This window comes from Brevibacterium spongiae (assembly GCF_026168515.1).
Lineage (GTDB): Bacteria > Actinomycetota > Actinomycetes > Actinomycetales > Brevibacteriaceae > Brevibacterium > Brevibacterium spongiae.
Genome location: NZ_CP093443.1, coordinates 2,979,487 through 2,999,000, shown reverse-complemented (window position 1 = coordinate 2,999,000; position 19,514 = coordinate 2,979,487). Strand labels below are relative to the sequence as shown.

Sequence of the window (19,514 nt, the reverse complement as noted above, 5' to 3'; positions counted from 1 at the left end):
CATTAGCATGGAGGCATGTTGCGTTCTCGCCTGAGCATCCTGGCCCTGACCACGACTCTCGCGCTCGTCGGCTGTTCCGGCGGTGCGGCCGACCCTGCGACCTCTTCAGGCGAACAGAAACCCGGCACGAAATCAGAGTCACAAGCGCAGGCTCAGGCCGACGCCGAACCCACCTTGGACGACCCGGCCGACGCTGACCCGAAAGATTTCAAGAACGAGGCGAAGGAGATCGTCGGGAACTTCTCCGACGATGAGCTCGCCGGCTCGCTCATCATCGGCACCTGGGACGGCACGGATACGAAGACCCCGGTGGACATGGTCAAGGCGAACCACCTCGGCGGGGTCATCGTCATGGGCTACAACCTGCCGGAGAATCCGACGAGTGACCAGGTTACCGGCCTGACGGAGAAGATCTCGGGGGCACGCACGAAGGGTCAGCCGGTGTCGATCGGCGTCGACCAGGAAGGCGGACCGGTGTCCCGGCTCGGCACCGCGGCGCTGCCATTCCCGCCGCTCATGGGGCTGGCGGCCACCGATGATCCGAAGCTCATCACCGATGCGACGACGGTGCAGGGGCAGAACCTCACCGACCTCGGCTTCACCATCGACTTCGCTCCGGATTCCGACGTCACCGTGGGGCCGAAGGACAAGGCGATCAACGTCCGCTCGGCCGGCACCGACCACAAGGACGTCGCCGACGTCGTCGCCGATGCCGTCGAGGGATACCGCTCCGGCGGAGTCGCGAGCTCGGCGAAGCATTTCCCCGGACACGGCCGCCTCGGCGTGGATTCGCATGAGAGCCTGCCTGTATCGGAGAAATCGATCGACGAACTCGAGGACACGGATCTCCTGCCGTTCAAATCCGCGGTCAAGGCCGGGGTGCCGATGGTGATGATGGGCCACATCGGGCTGCCCGATGCGAAGACGACGCCTGCCACGCTCAACGACAAGGCCTATGACGCTGTGCGGGAGAAACTCGACTTCGACGGCGTCATCACCACCGATGCGCTGAACATGAAGGCCGTGCCCCAGAACCTCAAGGGCGGGGAGACCGTCAAAGCCATCGCGGCCGGAGCCGACGTTGCGCTCATGCCCCCGGATTCGGCAGCCGCGCAGAAGGCGATCGTGAAGGCGATGGGCAACGGGACGCTGAAGAAGAAGGACCTCGAGGAGAAGTCCGAACGCGTCGTCGCCGCGCAGCTGGCCATCGCCGAGGCGCAGAAGACCGCGAAAGCCGACGACTCGGGCGAGGATCCGAAGAAGGTGCTCACCGAGGTGGCCGAGAAATCCCTGACCGTACTCAAGGGCGAATGCTCGTTCGCCGGCACCGACGCGATCTCCATCGTCGGGGGCAGCGACAAGGAGAAGGCCGCGCTGAAGAAGGCAGCCGAGGACACCGGACTCACCGTCGGATCGGGTGGAACCTCGGTGAGCCTGAGCCCGAGCACGTCTGCCGAGGTGGCTGTCGGCACAGCTGCCCCGTGGACGATGCGCAGCACCTCCGCCGAATCGGCGGTGACCGCGTACGACTCGAACCCCTATGCGCTGAAGGCCGTGGCGAAATGGCTCAAAGGCGATCTCAAGGCATCGGGTCAGCTGCCCGCCGAGTATGACGGCAGCGACAAGGCTCCCGACTGCGGGTGAGGCTCAGTGCCGTTGAACCGGCGGTGACCGGCCGAGCACGGGCCGCCGCGGACACGAAGAACCCCTCGTCGGCTAAGCGCCGGCGAGGGGTTCTTGGGGTAGCGGATCGGATTGATCAGAGTACGCGGATGAACGTGACGTCGCCCATCCAGCTGTAGCTGCGCTTCGAGGTTCCTGATCCGGGCGAACCGGCGTCGTACATCTGTCCGTCTCCGGCATAGATGCCCACGTGTCCCGGACGCCAGATGAGGTCGCCGGGCTTCGCCTCAGACTGCGAGACGATCTGGCCCGCACCCTTCTGCGCACCGGAGCTGCGGGGCAGATCCACACCGACGTGGCTGTAGACCCAGGAGGTGTACCCGGAGCAGTCCCAGCCGCTCTGCGATGATCCACCGTAGACGTACGGAGTTCCGACGCCCTTCTCTGCCCAGCCGAGGACCTGCTCGGCCTTGGACCCGTCGATCGGGCCCGAGTCGTCAGAGCCGCCGGTGTCCTTCTTCGGACCCTCATCCTTTGAACCCTCGTCTGGGCTCTCGGAATTCGACGAATCATCCTCGGAGTTCTCGCTCGGCTCCTCCTCCGGCTCCTCGGCGGGCGCCGGCTCTGCGACGGTCGTCTCCGGCTCCTCCTTCGGCTCAGGCTTCGGTTTCGGCTTGGGCTTGGGGGCGGCTTCGGCGGTGACGACGTCTGTGTCGACGGTGACCGATGCTTCCTGATCGCCCTTCTTCGAGGAGCCGCCGGCGTCGATGGTCGGTGCTTGGTTCTTGAACTCGACCGGTGCCTGCTTCTCGGTCTCGGCCGAGACCGATGCCTTGTCGTCGGCTCCCTGTCCGGCGGCGGGGAGGACGGCTGCGGTGAGCAGTCCGCCGCTGGCGGCGACGACTGCGGCCCGGCGGCCGAATGCGCCGGAGTTCGCAGCGAGCAGTTCGCTCAGCTCGGTCAGTGGTGTCTTGGCCTTGACGTCGGCGGCGCGACGGCCGTGCTGCTTAGATGCCACGTGTTCCTCTCATTGCCTGTCTGATGTGACGATGTCCTCCACTGTAACGAATTCGTGATCTTCTGTCACGTTTTTGTTACAAAAGGATTTCTCGACGAATTATGAGGAGTAATCCCAGGTCACAGCGCTATAAGAGGTGAGACGGGTGGTCGAAAGGGTGATGATCCAGCACGATTGCATTCGTGATTCAGCGCGGATTCTCCGGCTTGAATAACTTTTCGTGACATTCGCCGAGGATGTTCTCCTCAGTGCGGCGGCAGCGCCGAGGGTCCCGGAAACGCCGGGAACCGAGTGGCGAGCGGTCGAGCGCGGATCGGTCGAGTTCCGGGCGATCCGTGCGGAAAGACTCTGGGATCCAGCACAGATCGACCGGAACTCCAGCTGTCAGTGGCGATCTTCAGTCGCCGGTGGCGACGGGGCGGTCGGGATCGGACGACCAGCCCGACCAGCTGGCGGGGTAGAGGCTCGCCTCGATGCCGAGCGTCGCCAGTGCCAGGGCATTGTGGCAGGCGGTGACTCCGGATCCGCAGTAGACGCCGACCGACTGATCCAGGGCACCGAGCGCTTCGAAGCGCTGTCGCAGATCTGCCTCAGGCAAGAACGTCCCGGCGGGGACGTTGTCGGTGGCCGGGGCATTCTTCGCTCCGGGAATATGACCGGCCTGCGGATCGAGCGGTTCGGTCTCTCCGCGGAAACGCTCCCCGGCACGGGCATCGAGCAGGACACCGTCGAAGCCGGCCGCCGCATCGGCGTCAATGACCGGCAGCTGGCCCGGGGTGATCACCATGGAGCTCGGCTCGACCGGCACCGAGTCACCCGTCTCCAGCTGCCCACCGGCGTCCCGGAAAGCCGCCAGCCCGCCGTCGAGGACTCGCGCGCTCACACCTGCCCAGCGCAGCAGCCACCAGGCCCGGGCCGCTCCGAGCGAGGCATTGTCGTCATAGACCACAACCTCGGTGTCGGCGTCGATGCCCCAGGAGCGCACCGTCTCCTGGAAGGCCTCGGGGCTCGGCAGCGGGTGCCGCCCGGCCGTGGGGTCGGTGTTGTCGTGGCTGGCGAGTTCGGTGTCGAGATCGACGTAGATGGCGCCGGGAATGTGCCCGGCGGCGAAGTCATCCCGGCCATCGGGTTTCGGCAGGGTCCAGCGGACGTCAAGCAGCCTCGGTGCCGGTGCGGACTGCAACCGGTTGAGCAGCTCATCGGCGCTGATGAGAACGTCGGTGCGGGACATTGGATCTCCTTCTGTCGGGTCAGCTCATACGGGTTGGGTGAACTCACACGGCCAACGTCAGTTCACACGGGTCCGGCGAACTCACACGGGCTGCGTGAGCAGCACGACGTGCTTATCGCCGAGGCGAGTGAATACGAGCGTGGCCTTCTCGCCCTTGGGCAGCTTGAGCTGCCGTCTCACCTGGTCGGGGACGATGTCGGCGCCGCGCTTCTTGATGACGACGGAACCGATTCCGCGGGAGACGAGCTCCTTGCGCAGGCTCGGGATCTTCGCGGGCAGGACGTCGACGACCTCGTAGGCGGTGACTCCTGCAGAGGCCGGTCCACTCGGTGCGACGTCGGTGGTCAGGTAGGCGATCTTCGGGTGCACGCGTCTGGCCTGCAGGGGACCGCAGAGGGCGGCGACGAGTCCTGCGCGCACGATCGCCCCATCGGGTTCGAGCAGGTATTTCCCGAGCTCGCCGATGCCCGCCTCGTCCTCGGTCGGCAGGTCATCTTCGTGGACGAGCAGGGTGCGCTCGCCCATGACGAGAGCTGCGCGGCCGGGACGCTGTCTGGCCGCCCCGAAGTAGAGGCAGACCTCGACGACCTCGCCGTTGTGGGAGACCCATTGGGCCTCGGCCTCATCGGGAACGAGGTCATGATCGAGGGCCGGGCCGAGTTTGACCCCGGCTGCCTTCGCGCCCAACGCCTGGTCGATGACCCAGGACAGAGAGGGGGAGAACGCTTCGGGATCGGTGATGCGGGCGGTCGATCCGCGTTTGTCGGCCTTGCCGATCGTGCGACGGGCAGGGTCGAACCACAGGGCATCGAAGCCGTCCAGGTCGACATCCTCGGCGCGGGCGTGTTCGACGGATGCGTCGGGGAGGTGACGGAGGTTGAAGGCGGCGATGGCGGCGGTGACCTCGTCGGCGTCGACGGCGGTCACCTGCGCGCCCATACCGGCGAAGGCGACCGAATCGGCACCGATCCCGCACCCGAGATCGGCGATGCGGAAGGCCGCATCCTCGGCGGCGTCCCCGGCCGAGTCCTCGGGTGAGTGGCCGATGAGGCGGCGCGCGTGGTGGGCGGCGACCGGCAGGCGGGTGGCCTGGGCGAGCCCGTCGCGGGTGAAGAGCATATCGTCGGCGAAGGGACCGAGCTTCGCGGCCGCCTCCTGCCGCAGTCTCGCCTGGGTGAGCAGGGCGGCGGTCACCTCGGCGGAATAGCCTTCCTTCCGCAGGGCCGATGACTTCGCGAGTTCATCGCCGGTCAGGTCGTCGATGCGGTCGAGCCGGTCGAGGACGGCGACGTCGAGCAGTTCGGTGAGGGTCTGCGGATCCATAGCCTTCACCCTATCGTTCGGGGGTGAGTTCCTCCGCCAACGCATCAGCGGCATCGACCCAGCCCGGGGCCCCGCCCTGCGCACCGACTGCCGCGATCGACTGCCAGAGGAGGATGATGGGGAACCACACCGATTCCGCCAGGCCGAGCGGCCGCACGGACTCATACCCCTCGCACAATGCGATCTGCGCGGCGCGTTCGGTCGGAGCCCAGTCGTGGAAAAGCGTGCCCAGATACACGCTGGCCTGGGCAAGATCGCGAATCCGATGATCGACGGTCATCTCGTCGAAGTCGAGGATCGCGGTGACCGCACAACCCTCGACGAGGATGTTCGCGGCCCGGAAATCGCGATGGATGAGCTGCGGTGCATCCTCGAGCGCTGGAGCAGACTCGAGTAGGTCGGCCAGCGCCGCCGATGCCTGCGGGGCCAGGCTCTCGCCTCCCTGCGCAAGCCAGGACCGGATCCGACCCCGCATGTCTTCGGGCTCAGCCGCGGAGACACCGACCGCAGAGCGGCGGGGCACCTCGCCTCGTGCCAGCGGTGCGGGAACATCGATGACCTCGCCGAGGCGGTTGTGGAGTTCGGCAAGAGCACGTCCGGCGGCAGCGACGGCATCGAGATCGGTGGTGTCCAGCCACTGTCCCGCGAGTTCCGGCAGCACCGCCACAGACAATGGGCAGCGGGGACCGTCGACGACCGTGCGCACTGACCCGTCTCTGTTGTGCACCGGTGGCGCCACTGGCGCACCGGTCTCGGAGAGGTGGGAAAGCACTGTCGTCGTTGCGTGCAGCCGGTCGAAGAGTCCGGTCTCCATCGACCATTTGACGACGAGGCGGTCGTGCCGGCGGGTGGTCACCCAGCCGATGGCGTTGTGGTCGCTGATGGCGATCCGAGTGCATCTGTCGATGTCGATGTCCCAGACATCGCGGAGGGTCTCCCGAAGCCATGACTCGGCGTGCCGGAGGTCGCGGAATCCGAAGCGGTCGGTCAGAGCGGCAGCGGAATCGTCGTTCTCCCACAGCATGGAGAGTCCGTCAGGAAGCATGTCACCACACTAGTTGCTGTTTCGGCTGAGCGTGCTCGGGATCCGTGGCGCGCGGTGATTGTGCCAGCCGGGTGGTGCGGTAAGTTGTTGGCTGTGACGTTATTGACCGCCCGCGACATCCGCGAACTCGCCGCTGACATCGGTCTGCGCCCGACGAAACAGAAGGGGCAGAACTTCGTCATCGACCCCAATACCGTGCGCTCGATCGTCACCGCCGCCGGACTCGACAAGCCCTCGAACGTCGTCGAGATCGGGCCCGGGCTCGGTTCGCTCACCCTCGGCCTGCTCGAGGCAGGGCACAGCGTCACGGCCGTCGAGATCGACGAGGTCCTCGCCGCGAAGCTGCCCGAGACTGTGGAGAGATTCGCCGGCACCGAGGCGGCCTTCTCCCTGGTCAACGCCGATGCTCTGCGCGTCACGGAGCTTCCGGAGTCCCAGCCCGAAGCGCTGGTCGCGAACCTGCCCTACAACGTGGCTGTGCCCGTGCTCCTGCACTTCCTCGAGACTTTCTCGAGCCTGAAGTCCGTGCTCGTCATGGTCCAGCTCGAGGTCGCCGAACGCCTCGCCGCGCCACCGGGATCGCGCACCTACGGAGTCCCCAGCGTCAAGGCCCAGTGGTACGGAGACGTGCGCCTGGCCGGACGGATCGGCAAGAACGTGTTCTGGCCGGCACCGAACATCGACTCCGGACTCGTGCGCATCGACGTCACCCGCACCGACCGTGACCCGGCGGACCGACGCCGCCTCTTCGGCCTCGTCGACGCGGCCTTCGCGCAGAGGCGCAAGACGCTGCGGGCCGCCCTGTCCGGGTGGGCCGGCAGCCCACAGCGCTCCGAGGCGCTGCTGACCGCAGCCGGCATCGACCCGAAGACCCGCGGTGAGGCACTGACCGTCACCGACTTCGAACGCCTCGCCGCCGTCGAGGAACCGTCACAATGACCACCTCGCTGCACTCACGCACGGTCAACCCGGCCCCGGTGAAAGTCCAGGCACCGGGGAAGATCAACATTCACCTCGGCGTGGGGGCGGCGAACGACGACGGGTATCACGAGCTCGCGACAGTATTCCAGGCGCTCAACCTCGGCGAGACGCTCACCCTCATCCCGGGCGGAACCCGGTCGATCCTCATCCAAGGCCGCTACGCGGATGCGGCGGTTCCGGTCGATGATGCGAACTTCGCCCGCCGCGCCATCGACCTCCTCATCGACGCGCTCGAGGGCGACCGTGACGTCGACGTGCTGCGCGACCTCGACATCGTCATCGACAAACAGGTGCCCGTGGCCGGCGGAATGGGCGGGGGATCGGCCGACGCGGCCGCAGCGCTCGTCGGCGCCGCCCACCTCATCGGGGGAGTCGACGAGGCGACCCTCCACGACTGCGCGGTCGCCGTCGGCGCCGATGTCGCCTTCCTCCTGCGCGGGGGCACGGCCATCGGCCACGGTCGCGGGGAGCTGCTGAGCCCCGTGCTCACCCGCGGCACGTTCCACTGGGTCATGGCCACCTCGGCGCAGAAGCTGCCGACCCCGGACGTCTACGCCCGCTTCGACGAACTCAACTCCGCACCCGCCTCGGCGCAGGTCCCTGACCAGGTGCTCACGGCGCTCGCCGCCGGGGAACCGGGGACCCTCGCCGAATTCGCGGCCAACGACCTCACCGAGGCGGCTGTGTCGTTCCTGCCCGAGATCGCCGAGGTGATGGAGGCCGGGGTCGCTGCCGGGGCGCTGCTGCCCCTGCTCAGCGGGTCGGGACCGACGATCGGATTCCTCGCCCGCGACGCCCACCACGCCCTCGACCTGGCCGTGCTCCTGCAGGCCACGCGAGGCGTCAACGAAGCCCTGCGCACCACCGGACCCGCCCCGGGAGCCCACGTCGTGGACGTGGCGTGATGGCCGCCGACGACAGAGAACCCGCCGAGGCGGCGCCCGGCCGGGCGGACGGTGCGGGCCCTCGCGACAGCCCGGGCAACCGCGGGGACTCCGGCCATCGCGGAAACCTCCACGAACGGCTGCGCGATCAGGTCGGGCAGGACATCGTCGCCGGGCGCCTCGCCGCGGGGACGATCATCAAGGCCGAGGATCTGCGTGCACGCTACGACGTGTCGCTGTCGGTGGTGAGGGAAGTCGTGCGGGTGCTCGAGTCCCTGGGGCTGCTGCAGCCGATCCGTCGGGTCGGCCTCGTCGTGCTCGCGATGAGCGAATGGATGCTGCTCGACCCGCTGGTCATCCGGTGGAGGATGACCGAGGCTCCGGCGCGGCAGCTGCGGTCGCTCACGGAGCTGCGGGTGGCCATCGAACCCGAAGCTGCCGGTCTGGCCGCGCAGCACGCGCCGGCTGACGTCGCCGAGGAGATCATGGGCCTGGCCGCTCGGATGCGGGCGAGCGGTCGCCAAGGGGACGTGGAGTCGTTCCTCGAAGCCGATGTCGCGTTCCATCGGGCGGTGCTCGGCGCCGGCGGCAATGAGCTCTTCGCCGCCTTCGACACCGTCATCGGAGAGATCCTCGCCGGACGCACCGAGGCGGGGCTGATGCCGAAGTTCCCGCACCCGGACGCCCTGCAGTGGCACTTCGACGTCGCCGATGCGATCGGCGGGCAGGACGCCGACCGCGCCAGGGAGGCGATGGCGAAGATCGTGGCGAAGGCCGATGCGGAGATGGGCAGCGTCTGGGCCGACGAGCCCCGCCACTGAGGCGGCTGAGCGCCCGGCGGCTGAGCGCCGACCTCAGAACAGGCTGACGACTCCGTAGAGGGCGAGGCTGAGCAGGAAGCCGACTGTGCCCAGCAGCGTCTCGGCGACGGTCCAGGTCTTCAGCGTCGTCTTCGTGTCCATGCCGAAGAACCGGGAGACGAGCCAGAATCCGGAGTCGTTGACGTGGCTGGCGAAGACCGAACCGGCTGCCAGCGAGAGCACGATCGCCACGACCTGCAGGCTCGAGAAGTCCGGGTTGCCGACGACGACGGGCTGCACGAGAGCCGCGGCGGTGGTCAGCGCCACGGTGGCCGAACCCTGGGCGATGCGTACGATCGCGGCGATGACGAAGCCGGCGACGATGACGGGCAGGCCGAGGGCAGCGAGCGAATCAGCGAGCGAATCGCCGATGCCGCTGGCGCGCAGCACCCCGCCGAACATTCCGCCGGCACCGGTGATGAGGATGATCGAGCAGACCGGTCCGAGCGCCGAATCGACGACGGTCTCGACGAGTGACTGACTCTTCTTATGCTTCCAGCCGAGCAGCCACATGGCGATGACGACGGTGATGAGCAGGGCGATCGGGGTTTCGCCGAGCAGCCGCAGGGAGGCGATGAGGGTGGACTCGGCGTCGACCCAGCCGGCCTCTCCGGCGAAGTTGAGCCCGGTGGTGAGGAAGATGAGCACCAGAGGCAGAACGAGGAGGAAGATGACGTGGCCGAGCTTCGGGCGGGAAGCGAACTCGGCGAACGAGCTGTCCTTGCCGGCAGAGAGGACGTCGGGCACGGCGACGTCGATGCGCTTGCCGATGATGAGCCCGAACAGGTACCCGGTGAGGTACCAGGCAGGGATCGCGATGATGATGCCGCAGATGAGGACGAGGCCCACGTTCGCCCCGAGCAGCCCGGAGGCGGCCACCGGTCCGGGATGCGGGGGAACGAAGATGTGCATCGCGGAGAACGCCATGGCCGCAGGCATTGCGTAGAGCAGCAGAGAACCGCCGAGGCGGCGCGCGATCGTGAAGATGATCGGCAGCATGACGACGAGGCCGGCGTCGAAGAAGATCGGGAAGCCGAACAGCAGCGAAGTCACACCGAGAGCCAGCGGTGCGCGTTTCTCACCGAAGAGGCGGATGAGGGCGTCGGTGAGCACCTCGGCGCCGCCGGAGAGTTCGAGCATCCGCCCGAGCATCGCGCCCAGTCCCACGAGCAGGGCGACGCTGGCCAGGGTGGATCCGAAGCCGTCGTAGAGGACGTCGATGAGGTCGCCGGGCATGATTCCCGCGGCCAGGGCCGTGAGCACGCTGACGATGACGAGGGCGATGAATGCGTGGACTCGCGCCTTGATGATGAGCAGGAGCAGCAGGGCGATGGCCGCTGCCGCGATTCCCAACAGTGCGGGCGTGGACAGGGTCCAGGCCAGATCGAGATCAGTCATAGTTCCTCTTCCTTGAGGTCAGGCGGATAGGTGGACAGCGGACAGGGCGATCACCGGGACGATCACCGAGATGATCATGGTGTCAGCCGTTCGACACGGTCGAGGATCGCGTCGAGAACCTCGGGGATCGATCGGTCGACGTCGACGGTGGCGTGGGCCTCCTCGGCGGCGAGCGGTTCGAGGGTGGCCAGCTGGGAGTCGAGCAGGTCCGGGGACATGAACTCATGATCTCGGCGGGCGAGGTGGTCGGCGATGACTTCGCGCGGACCGTCGAGGTGGATGAACACGAGTTCGGGGGCCGAGGCGCGCAGCAGATCCCGGTAGGTGCGTTTGAGCGCGGAGCAGGCGATGACCGGCGCCGGGGTGCGAGCCGCCTCGACGGCGACGCTGTCGAGCCAGGGCGCCCGGTCCTCATCCGTCAGCGGCACACCGGAGGCCATCTTCGCCTTGTTTGCAGCGGAATGAAGGTCGTCGGCGTCGACGAATCGACGGTCGAGGGCCTGCGCCACCTGTGCGCCGAGAACGGTTTTGCCGGTTCCCGAGACACCCATGATGACGAGCGGTGGAAGGAAAGGGTGGTGACCCATAACCGGAAACCTCTCGATAAAATATGAGGAGATATCTATAATCAGTTATTAAAACAGATTTATTGCACCGTAGTGCTGGTGGTCAGAGGCTGTCAACACTGCTGACAGCACCGCCGACAGCGTTGCCAACTACGCTGCCTGCACTGCTGATGACGCTGACGACCCAGGGAAGAGGAATGCTCATGAAGGCCGATGTCGCCGTGATCGGAACCGGTGTGATGGGGTCGAACCTCGCCCGCAACCTCGCCCGTCAGTCGGGTCACCGGGTGGCGGTCTATGACCGTGACGTCGAGCGCGCCCAGAAACTGGCCGCAGACTTCCCCGAGGCGGACTTCCTCGTCGCCTCCGACCCGGCTGACCTGGCCGGGAAGCTCGCCGAACCGCGGGTGGCCATCCTCATGGTCAATGCGGGAACGGCCACGGATTCGGCGATCAGCGACCTCGCCGAGGCGTTCGCCCCCGAAGACATCATCGTCGACGGCGGCAACTCCCACTTCCAGGACACGATCGCCCGGGGGCAGCGCCTCGAGGGCACCGGCATCGAGTTCGCCGGGGTCGGCATCTCCGGGGGAGAGGTCGGCGCTCTGCTCGGACCCTCGCTCATGGTCGGAGGGTCGGACGCGGCATGGCAGCGCCTGCGTCCCCTGCTCGAACCGATCGCGGCCAAGGCGAAGGAGGTGCCCTGCGTCGATCACATCGGCTCCGACGGGGCGGGACATTTCGTGAAGATGGTCCACAACGGCATCGAATACGCCGATATGCAGCTCATCAGCGAAGCCTTCACCCTCCTGCGCGACGGGCTCGGGATGGCCCCGGCCGAGATCGCTGAAGTCTTCGCCGAGTGGAACACCGGTGAACTCGAGTCCTACCTCATCGAGATCACCGCCGATGTCCTCGCCCATACTGACGCTGAGACGGGTGCGCCGTTCATCGACATCGTCGCCGACGCCGCGAAGGCCAAAGGCACCGGTGCGTGGACGGCGCAGACCGGGCTGGCTCTCGGTGTTCCGGTGCCCACCATCGCCGAGGCGGTCTTCTCCCGGTCGCTGTCATCCGCGGTTGATCTGCGCGCCGAGGGCCTCCGCCTGGCAGGCCCCCGTCCCGGCGCTGCGGCAACGACCTCTTCTGACGAGCGCGCGGCCCGCATCGCCGAGATCGGCAACGCCCTGCTGCTGGGCAAGGTGATGGCCTACGTCCAGGGATTCCACGAGATCGCGGCCGGAGCCCGCGAGCACGGCTGGGACATCGACCTCGGTGCGCTCGCCGGAATCTGGCGGGCTGGCTGCATCATCCGCGCACGCCTCCTCGACCGCATCGTCGAAGCCTTCAACGCCGAGACTCGACCGAAGAATCTGCTCGCGGCTGACTACGTCCGCGACGTCGCCGAGCGCTGCCAGGAATCCCTGCGCGCCACCGTCGTCCGAGCGATCGGCCATGGCATCGCCGTGCCCGGACTCGCCTCGACTCTGTCGTACTACGACGGCCTGCGCACCGAGGCGGGAAGCGCGGCACTCATCCAGGCCCAGCGGGACCGTTTCGGTTCGCACACATACGCGCGCACCGACCGTCCGGGTATCTTCCATACCCTATGGTCAGGGGATCGCAGCGAAGTCGAGATCTGAACCTCGGACCGCCTCGGCGAGGACTGAACCCAACGTCGCACCGGCTCCGTGAGGGGCGATTCGGACGTCGGACCGCCTCGGTGACGGTCTGGTGAGTCTCACTGAATGAGGGCGGTGGCCCGAATGGCGGACTGTCGATATGTTAGAGCCATGACTTTGCCACACGAAGATGTTGACCCAGACGGCCTGCTCGAATACTCGGTGGTCTTCACCGACCGATCGCTCAACCACATGTCGAAGCGGTTCGTGTCCGTGATGCAGGACATCAACCGGATCCTGCGCTCGGCCTACGACGCCGACTCTGTTGCCATCGTCCCAGGTGGCGGCAGTTACGCAATGGAATCGGTGGCTCGTCAGGTGGCCACCGGCAAGAAGGCGCTGATCGTGCGCAACGGTCTGTTCTCCTTCCGCTGGTCGCAGATCCTCGACGCCGGCGCGATCGCCGCGGAGACGACCGTGCTCAAGGCGTCCCCGGACAGTGACGCGCACCAGTCCGCCTGGTCGCCGGCACCCGTCGCCGAGGTGGTCGCCGCCATCGAGGCGCAGAAGCCCGATGTCGTGTTCGCTCCCCACGTCGAGACAGCCTCGGGGATGCTTCTGCCCGATGACTACGTCCGCCAGGTCGCCGAGGCCGTGCGCTCGGTCGGCGGAATCTTCGTCCTCGACTGCATCGCCTCCGGCGCGGTGTGGGCGTCGATGACCGACCTCGGTGTCGATGTGCTCATCTCCGCTCCGCAGAAGGGGTGGAGCGGTTCGCCGGCAGCCGGCTACGTCATGCTCAGCAAGGCCGGCCGGGCAGCGGTCGAAGCCACGACGTCGACGAGCTTCGCGATGGACCTGAAGAAGTGGCTGTTCATCGCCGACGAATACGAAGAGGGCCGTGCGCCGTACCATGCGACGATGCCCACGGATGCTCTCGCGCACAATGCGAAACTCATGATCGAAAGCGAAGAGCGCGGCTTCGACAAGCTCGCCGCGGCGCAGAACGAACTCGGGGAACGCGTGCGTGCGGTCTTCGCCGAGCGCGGACTGCCTTCGGTGGCGTCCGAGGAGTTCGCCTCGCCGAGCGTGGTCGTCGTCCACACCGACAACCCGAAGCTCGCCACCGGTGCCAGCTTCAAGGAAGCCGGAGTCCAGATCGCCGCAGGTGTGCCGCTGCAGTGTGATGAGCCCGAGGACTTCTCGACCTTCCGCATCGGCCTGTTCGGACTCGACAAGCTCGGCGACATCGACGGCACCATCTCCCGCCTCGAGGCCGCCCTCGACTCGATCGGCGTGACCGCGACCAAGTAATCGCAGCTTGATCGGCGTGACCGCAAACAGATAGCAGTCGCAGCACATACAGTCAGCGCCATAACCTCCCATTGCACCGAGAGGTTATGGCGCTGACTGTATGCGGTGACGCTGCCGGTGCGAAGCGACGCCAACGGTGAGGGATGCTTCGACCCTTCAAGCGGTGTCGCCGAGGTCGAACCCCCGACTGCTCAGGCGGTGTCGCCGAGGGCGACGACGTTGTCCGCAAGACGTTCGTTGCTGCCGTACATGAAGTGGTTGGCCATGTTCTCGGAGAAGCGACTGGCGTCGGTGGTCAGGCCGACAGCCTCGGCGACCTCACGGATGTGCATCGGGGTCGCGCCGCAGCACACGCCGATGTAGTTGACGCCGAGGTCGTACGCCTCCTTGGCGAACGCACCGATCTCGTAGCGGTTGGTCTGCAGCGGATCGAGTGCGGTGGGGAACGTGCGTCCGTGCGGGGAGGCCACCTCGGCGCGGGGGTCCGAGAGGTTGAAGAACGTCGGTTCTTCGTTCGTTGTGCGGTAGGGGATCGGCAGGGCGCCGACGTGACAGGACACAGCCGAACGGATCTCCTTGAGCCACGGCAGCATCGTCGCCGGTCCGCGGAAGCAGTTGAGGCCGACGACGTCGACGCCGAGCTGTTCGAGACGCTGAGCGGTTTCGACGATGCTGACCCCGTCGGCCATCTCCTGGAACGCCATCGGTGCGAGCGTGAGCACGACGGGCAGTCCGCTGGCCTTCGCGATCTCGGCGGCGGCGATGGCCTCACCGGCGAAGTAGAAGGTCTCGCCGATGATGAGGTCGGCACCTTCCTCGACGGCCCAGGCGACCATTTCGGCGAACATCGCACGGACCTCATTCTGCTTGGCCTCGTCCGCGGGATCCCAGATGTTGGAGTTCGAGATGTTGCCGGCCATGAAGTTGCCGGGCTTGGCGTCGGCGACGGAGCGCGCGATTTGCAGTGCCGAGCGGTTGAGCGGCTCGAGCAGATCCTCCTTGCCGATGACGCGCATCTTCTCGCGGTGCCCGTTGTACGTGAACGCCTCGACGATGTCCGAGCCGGCACGCTGGAAGTCGACGTGAAGAGAGCGCAGAGCGTCGGGGAATTCGAGGGCCACCTCGGGGACGAACTCGCCGGCGGAGAGGTATCCGCGCTTCTCGAGCTCGAAGAGGAAACCTTCGGCGCAGATCACAGGGCCGGCGTCGAGGCGTTGGGTCAGGGCGTTGGTCGCGGTCATGGGAACTCCGAATCGATGGTGGTGGATCGTCCGTGTCAGGGCGAGGGCCCGGACTCTGGTATCACACCACCGGCCGCGGTCACGATGTGCGTCACATTGACATAATCCGTCGTGAGGCGACGCGAAACGTCAACGAGGAATCCTCATCGCCGAGGCGGGACCGGGGTGGACGTGGCACACTGCCGGCGAGGCGCGACCGCTCATCGCCGAGGCGGCAGCCCAGTGGCCGCGGCAGCAGGAGTTAGGTGACCGGTTCGGTCAGTTCTCGTCGTCCGAGTATGCCCCGAGGTAGACCGGCAGACGGCGGTAGGGTGCGGGCCGCTGGGCGGCGTCGGCAGGAACTTCCTGCGTGGATTCGTACGTCGCGTTGTTCTGCGGCACCTGGTGAGAGCCGGGCAGCGGATACTGCTCGGCGCCGGCCGGAGACGTGCCCCACTGCTGATCACCGGGGTGACCGACCGTCTGCCCGGCGCTGTCGCCGCTTCCGGGGAACGGGTGCTGGGCGGGGAACGGATGCTGGGCGGGGGACTGTTCGTATGCGACGGTGTTCTGGTAGCCGGTGCCCGGCGGGGGAGTGAGCCCGAGGCCGCGGCGATCCGGCCCGTCGCCCTCACTGTAGGCATCGCCGGGAAAATCGCGGTAACCGGCACTTGCCGCGTCCGCGTAGCCGTAACCCGCGTCGTAGTCGGCACCCGCATCAGTGCCGTAACTCGCACCTCCTGCCGCGCCGCCGGAACCGGCACTCGCGCCGCGCGCACCCACCGCATCACCACGGCTGCCACGGCCACCGCGGCCGTTGCGCTCCGACTTCGGTCGCAGGAACGGGAACGGCATGAGCAGCAACCGAGTGATGGTCGAGGACCACCACCGCAGGGCCCTTTCGAACGGCGACCACGCCAGCAGCCCGGTCCAGGCGATGGCCAGGGCCACGCAGATGAGGAGGACGAAGGCGTCGTGGAGGACATTGCGGCTGTCGTCGAGGACCGGTTGGAGGGCGCGGACGACGAAACCGTGGAGGATGTAGATGGCCAGGCTGTTCTTGCCAATCGTGGCGAGCGTGTCCTTCGTATTGCTCAGCCACGACAGCAGCGCCAGCGTCAACAGCACCGCTCCGATGTCCACGATGAGGCGCAGTCCCACGCCTTCGGGGACGCTGACGTCGAAGTGGGCGAAGTTGAGGCTGCCGTAGAGCCAGTTGTAATCGACCTGGTCGAGATAGAAGTATCCGACGGTTCCGAGCGCGGCGGCGCTGAGGCAGAGCTTCTGCCAGATCGCAAGGCTGCCGGCCCAGTCGATGATCTGCTTGCCGTAGAGCTTGCCGAGGACGAAGAAGGGCCAGAACGCCATTGTCCGGGCTGCGGAGAGTTCGGTGTCGAGGATCGGCAGGATTCCGCCGAAGAGTCCGAGGACGAGTGAGGCGACGAGCATCGTGCGGGGGAAGCGTTCGATGAAGGGGACAGTGATCATCCACCACGCCATCGACAGCAGGAACCATGTGTACCAGAACGGTCTGAGGAAGTCGTAGTCGGGATTGAGTCCGAAGGCCCACATCCACACCCACATCAGCGGCAGAACGGTTGCCAGCAGAACGAAGTAGGTGAGAACCCGTTCGGCCAGTCTGTTCGACTTCGCCGTGATGCCGGCGAGGAAGACGAACGCCGGCATGTGGAACATGTAGATGAAGTACATCGGTGCGCCCAGGATCGGCGAGTCCCAAGGGGAGGTCCGTGCGAGAAGGTGGCCCAAGACCACCAAGAAGATGAGGATCCCTTTGGCGCGGTCGATGCGAAAGTCCCGTGTTGACACGCCGATACACTACCCCACCGAGCCGGATAAGGGGAAAGATCACACCTTCGCCGAGGCGGCCGCCCGGCTGTGTGCGACGGTGCACTCGCGCGTGCGATCGGGGAGTGGACGCCTATCCGCGGGAGGCGCAGTCCACGCATTTCGCGGCGTAGGGACGGATCTCCAGTCGCGCCTCGGCGATGGGACCGCCGCAATCGATGCAGGTTCCGAAACTGCCGGAATCGAGGCGGGCCAGCGCCTCGGCGATCTCGTCGAGGCGAGTCTTCGTCTGCTCGAGCAGGGTCGCCGCCTGTGACCGTTCGAAGGCCAGCGTCGCCCCTTCCGGGTCGTGTTCGTCATCGCTGTTGTCGCCGTCGCGGGCGGCCGAGACCTCATTGATGCCCTGCGTCAGCGAGGCGATGAGTGCCCGCGCATCGGCCCGTTCGGCTTCGAGCAGGTCACGCATCTTCTTCTCGTCGATCATCGTTGTCTCCTCGACGTCATCCGACCTCGTCGTCGGTCGTCGTCACGACCACTCAAGCCTCGAGCGCCTCGGACGCCTCGAGCCAGCGCATCTCGAGTTCGTCGAGTTCGTCCTGGGACTCGCGGATCGCGGCCGTGAGCTTGGCCAGTCCCTCGAAGTCGGTCTGGTCGTGGGCGGCCATCTCCTCGTGCTTCTTCGCGACCTGGGCGCCCAGTTTGTCCATCCGCCGCTCGATCGCGGACAGCTCCTTCTTCGCCGCGCGTGCTTCCGCGCCGGTGAGCTTCGCTGCTGAGCCCTCGTTCGCCGAGGGGGCCCCACCGGTGCCGGAGCCGCCGGCTCCCGTGTCGGTCCCGTTTCGCCCGGAGGTCGATCCCGAACCGTTCGCGACCGAACCTCCGGTGCGGGCCTGCTCGGCCCGCAGCTGCAGGTACTCTTCGACGCCGCCGGGAACATGCCGCAGTCCTTGATTCAGGATCGCGTACTGCTGGTCGGTGACTCGTTCGAGCAGGTAGCGGTCGTGGGAGACGACGATGAGGGTGCCCGGCCAGGAATCGAGGAGGTCCTCCATCGCGGCGAGCATGTCCGAATCCACATCGTTCGTCGGCTCGTCGAGGATGATGACATTCGGTTCGTCCATGAGCAGCGTCAGCAGCTGGAGGCGGCGCTTCTGCCCGCCGGAGAGCTCTTTGACCCGGGCGGAGAGGTGCTCCTTGGCGAAGCCGAGCCGCTCGAGCAGCTGGGCCGGGGTGAAGTCCTTGCCCTCGATGGTGAAGGTCGTCTTCGACTCGGCGAGGACCTCGCGCACCCGGGACTCGGCGATCCGGGCGAGATCCCTGAACTGCTGGTCGAGCACGCCGATCTGCACCGTCTTGCCGCGCTTGACCCGACCGGCATCGGGTTCGATAGTGCCTGCGATCAGGCCCAGCAGGGTCGACTTGCCGGCACCGTTGGGTCCGAGGATGCCGGTGCGCTCACCGGGGCCGATGCGCCAGGTGATGTCGTCGAGAATCGTCGTGTCCCCATAGTGTTTGGACACATCGAGGAGGTCCACGACGTCCTTGCCGAGGCGGGCGGTGGCCATCTTCTTCAACTCGATGGGATTGCGCACCTCGGGCACATCGGCGATGAGCTGATTGGCCGCCTCGATGCGGAACTTCGGCTTCGAGGTCCGGGCGGGAGCGCCGCGACGCAGCCACGCGAGCTCTTTGCGCATGAGGTTCTGACGCTTCGCCTCGGTGGCGGCCGCGATCCGGTCGCGTTCGACCCGCTGCAGGACATAGGCGGCATACCCGCCTTCGAAGGGTTCGACGATCCGGTCGTGGACCTCCCAGGTCTTCGTGCACACCTCGTCGAGGAACCACCGGTCGTGGGTGACCAGCAGCAGGGCTCCGGCATTCTTCGGCCATCTGCTGCGCACATGTCCGGCCAGCCAGGCGATGCCGTCGACGTCGAGGTGGTTCGTCGGCTCGTCGAGGATGAGCATGTCCCAGTCGCCGATGAGCAGGGCCGCCAGTGCCACCCGGCGCCGCTGCCCGCCGGAGAGTGAGGACACCTGGGCATCCCAGTCGAGATCGGAGATGAGGCCGGAGATGATGTCCCGGGCCTGCGGATCGGCGGCCCATTCGTGATCGGCCGCATCCCCGACGACGGAGTAGCCGACGGTCGCCTCATCATTGAGGTCATCACGCTGTCCGAGCATGCCCAGGCGCAGACCCCCGCGGTAGGTCACGCGACCGGAATCGGGTTCGATGGTGCCGGCGAGCATGCCGAGCAGGCTCGACTTGCCGTCGCCGTTGCGGCCGACGATGCCGATCATGTCGCCGGTCTCCACCCCGAGGGTGACGGAGTCGAAGACGACGCGGGTGGGGTATTCGAGGTGCAGGGCTTCGGCCCCGAGGAGATGTGCCATAACGCCCTCTAGCCTAGTTCACCGCGCGGCCCCGACTGACGGGGTGTTCGCCGTACCCTCGCGTCTCAAACACAGCCCCTTCTGTGTTCGCATTCCGGACCTATAGGCGCGGTGCGTGACGGATTATTGCGTTTTCATATCGGTGTCCCGAATTGACGTGATAGCAGACCTTTCGAATTGACCTCGGTGCATTAGACTGACCGAAACTCACCAAAATATGACAGTTCGTC

Annotated in this window: 16 protein-coding genes; 6 read left to right on the top strand and 10 right to left on the bottom strand. The window is 66.7% G+C overall.

Annotated features, from left to right (window positions below; translation table 11 throughout):
• Positions 1 to 15 precede the first annotated feature (15 nt).
• Positions 16 to 1,644, top strand: coding sequence for a glycoside hydrolase family 3 N-terminal domain-containing protein (locus L1F31_RS13495; protein ID WP_265417793.1), 1,629 nt, complete (start codon positions 16 to 18; stop codon positions 1,642 to 1,644).
• 115 nt (positions 1,645 to 1,759) lie between these two features.
• Here L1F31_RS13495 and L1F31_RS13490 read toward each other — a convergent pair whose 3' ends face one another.
• The 4 genes from L1F31_RS13490 to L1F31_RS13475 all read right to left on the bottom strand — a co-directional run bounded on the left by L1F31_RS13490 (position 1,760) and on the right by L1F31_RS13475 (position 6,240).
• A complete protein-coding gene (locus L1F31_RS13490) occupies positions 1,760 to 2,641 on the bottom strand; it encodes a C40 family peptidase (protein WP_265417792.1) in 882 nt (293 codons plus the stop codon).
• A gap of 397 nt (positions 2,642 to 3,038) precedes the next feature.
• Positions 3,039 to 3,872, bottom strand: a complete 834-nt coding sequence (locus L1F31_RS13485; protein ID WP_265417791.1) for a sulfurtransferase — start codon at positions 3,870 to 3,872, stop codon at positions 3,039 to 3,041.
• Between the two features lie 81 nt (positions 3,873 to 3,953).
• A complete protein-coding gene (locus tag L1F31_RS13480) occupies positions 3,954 to 5,195 on the bottom strand; it encodes a class I SAM-dependent methyltransferase (protein ID WP_265417790.1) in 1,242 nt (413 codons plus the stop codon).
• A 10-nt stretch (positions 5,196 to 5,205) separates the two neighbouring features.
• Positions 5,206 to 6,240 carry a phosphotransferase gene (locus L1F31_RS13475; RefSeq protein WP_265417789.1) on the bottom strand — a complete coding sequence of 345 codons (1,035 nt, stop codon included), beginning with the start codon at positions 6,238 to 6,240 and terminating at the stop codon, positions 5,206 to 5,208.
• A 93-nt stretch (positions 6,241 to 6,333) separates the two neighbouring features.
• Here L1F31_RS13475 and rsmA point away from each other — a divergent pair, with 93 nt between their 5' ends.
• The 3 genes from rsmA to L1F31_RS13460 are packed head-to-tail and all read left to right on the top strand — an operon-like array spanning position 6,334 to position 8,926.
• Positions 6,334 to 7,179: a 16S rRNA (adenine(1518)-N(6)/adenine(1519)-N(6))-dimethyltransferase RsmA gene (rsmA, locus tag L1F31_RS13470; protein ID WP_265417788.1), complete on the top strand. Its 846-nt coding sequence runs from the start codon at positions 6,334 to 6,336 to the stop codon at positions 7,177 to 7,179.
• On the top strand, positions 7,176 to 8,126 hold the full coding sequence (locus L1F31_RS13465; RefSeq protein ID WP_265417787.1) for a 4-(cytidine 5'-diphospho)-2-C-methyl-D-erythritol kinase: 951 nt from the start codon (positions 7,176 to 7,178) through the stop codon (positions 8,124 to 8,126). Before rsmA ends, L1F31_RS13465 begins: the two co-directional genes overlap by 4 nt.
• Positions 8,126 to 8,926 carry a FadR/GntR family transcriptional regulator gene (locus L1F31_RS13460; RefSeq protein ID WP_265417786.1) on the top strand — a complete coding sequence of 267 codons (801 nt, stop codon included), beginning with the start codon at positions 8,126 to 8,128 and terminating at the stop codon, positions 8,924 to 8,926. Before L1F31_RS13465 ends, L1F31_RS13460 begins: the two co-directional genes overlap by 1 nt.
• A gap of 33 nt (positions 8,927 to 8,959) precedes the next feature.
• On the opposite strand, the gene L1F31_RS13455 is transcribed toward L1F31_RS13460, so the two are convergent.
• Both L1F31_RS13455 and L1F31_RS13450 read right to left on the bottom strand, forming a co-directional pair.
• Positions 8,960 to 10,363, bottom strand: a complete 1,404-nt coding sequence (locus L1F31_RS13455) for a GntP family permease (RefSeq protein ID WP_265417785.1) — start codon at positions 10,361 to 10,363, stop codon at positions 8,960 to 8,962.
• Positions 10,364 to 10,437: 74 nt separating this feature from the next.
• Positions 10,438 to 10,950 (bottom strand): gluconokinase, encoded by a 513-nt coding sequence (locus tag L1F31_RS13450; RefSeq protein WP_265417784.1) that lies wholly within the window; start codon positions 10,948 to 10,950, stop codon positions 10,438 to 10,440.
• 149 nt (positions 10,951 to 11,099) lie between these two features.
• Here L1F31_RS13450 and gndA point away from each other — a divergent pair, with 149 nt between their 5' ends.
• Both gndA and L1F31_RS13440 read left to right on the top strand, forming a co-directional pair.
• Positions 11,100 to 12,572, top strand: a complete 1,473-nt coding sequence (gndA, locus tag L1F31_RS13445; protein WP_265417783.1) for an NADP-dependent phosphogluconate dehydrogenase — start codon at positions 11,100 to 11,102, stop codon at positions 12,570 to 12,572.
• A 150-nt stretch (positions 12,573 to 12,722) separates the two neighbouring features.
• The gene (locus tag L1F31_RS13440; protein WP_265417782.1) at positions 12,723 to 13,865 is read left to right on the top strand and encodes a pyridoxal-phosphate-dependent aminotransferase family protein; all 1,143 of its coding nucleotides are present in this window, start codon (positions 12,723 to 12,725) and stop codon (positions 13,863 to 13,865) included.
• Positions 13,866 to 14,056: 191 nt separating this feature from the next.
• Here L1F31_RS13440 and L1F31_RS13435 read toward each other — a convergent pair whose 3' ends face one another.
• The 4 genes from L1F31_RS13435 to L1F31_RS13420 all read right to left on the bottom strand — a co-directional run bounded on the left by L1F31_RS13435 (position 14,057) and on the right by L1F31_RS13420 (position 19,284).
• Positions 14,057 to 15,106, bottom strand: a complete 1,050-nt coding sequence (locus L1F31_RS13435; protein ID WP_265417781.1) for a homocysteine S-methyltransferase family protein — start codon at positions 15,104 to 15,106, stop codon at positions 14,057 to 14,059.
• A 258-nt stretch (positions 15,107 to 15,364) separates the two neighbouring features.
• Positions 15,365 to 16,912: an acyltransferase family protein gene (locus tag L1F31_RS13430; RefSeq protein ID WP_265417780.1), complete on the bottom strand. Its 1,548-nt coding sequence runs from the start codon at positions 16,910 to 16,912 to the stop codon at positions 15,365 to 15,367.
• Between the two features lie 112 nt (positions 16,913 to 17,024).
• Positions 17,025 to 17,375 carry a TraR/DksA family transcriptional regulator gene (locus L1F31_RS13425; protein ID WP_265417779.1) on the bottom strand — a complete coding sequence of 117 codons (351 nt, stop codon included), beginning with the start codon at positions 17,373 to 17,375 and terminating at the stop codon, positions 17,025 to 17,027.
• Between the two features lie 52 nt (positions 17,376 to 17,427).
• On the bottom strand, positions 17,428 to 19,284 hold the full coding sequence (locus L1F31_RS13420; protein ID WP_265417778.1) for an ABC-F family ATP-binding cassette domain-containing protein: 1,857 nt from the start codon (positions 19,282 to 19,284) through the stop codon (positions 17,428 to 17,430).
• Positions 19,285 to 19,514: the final 230 nt, after the last annotated feature.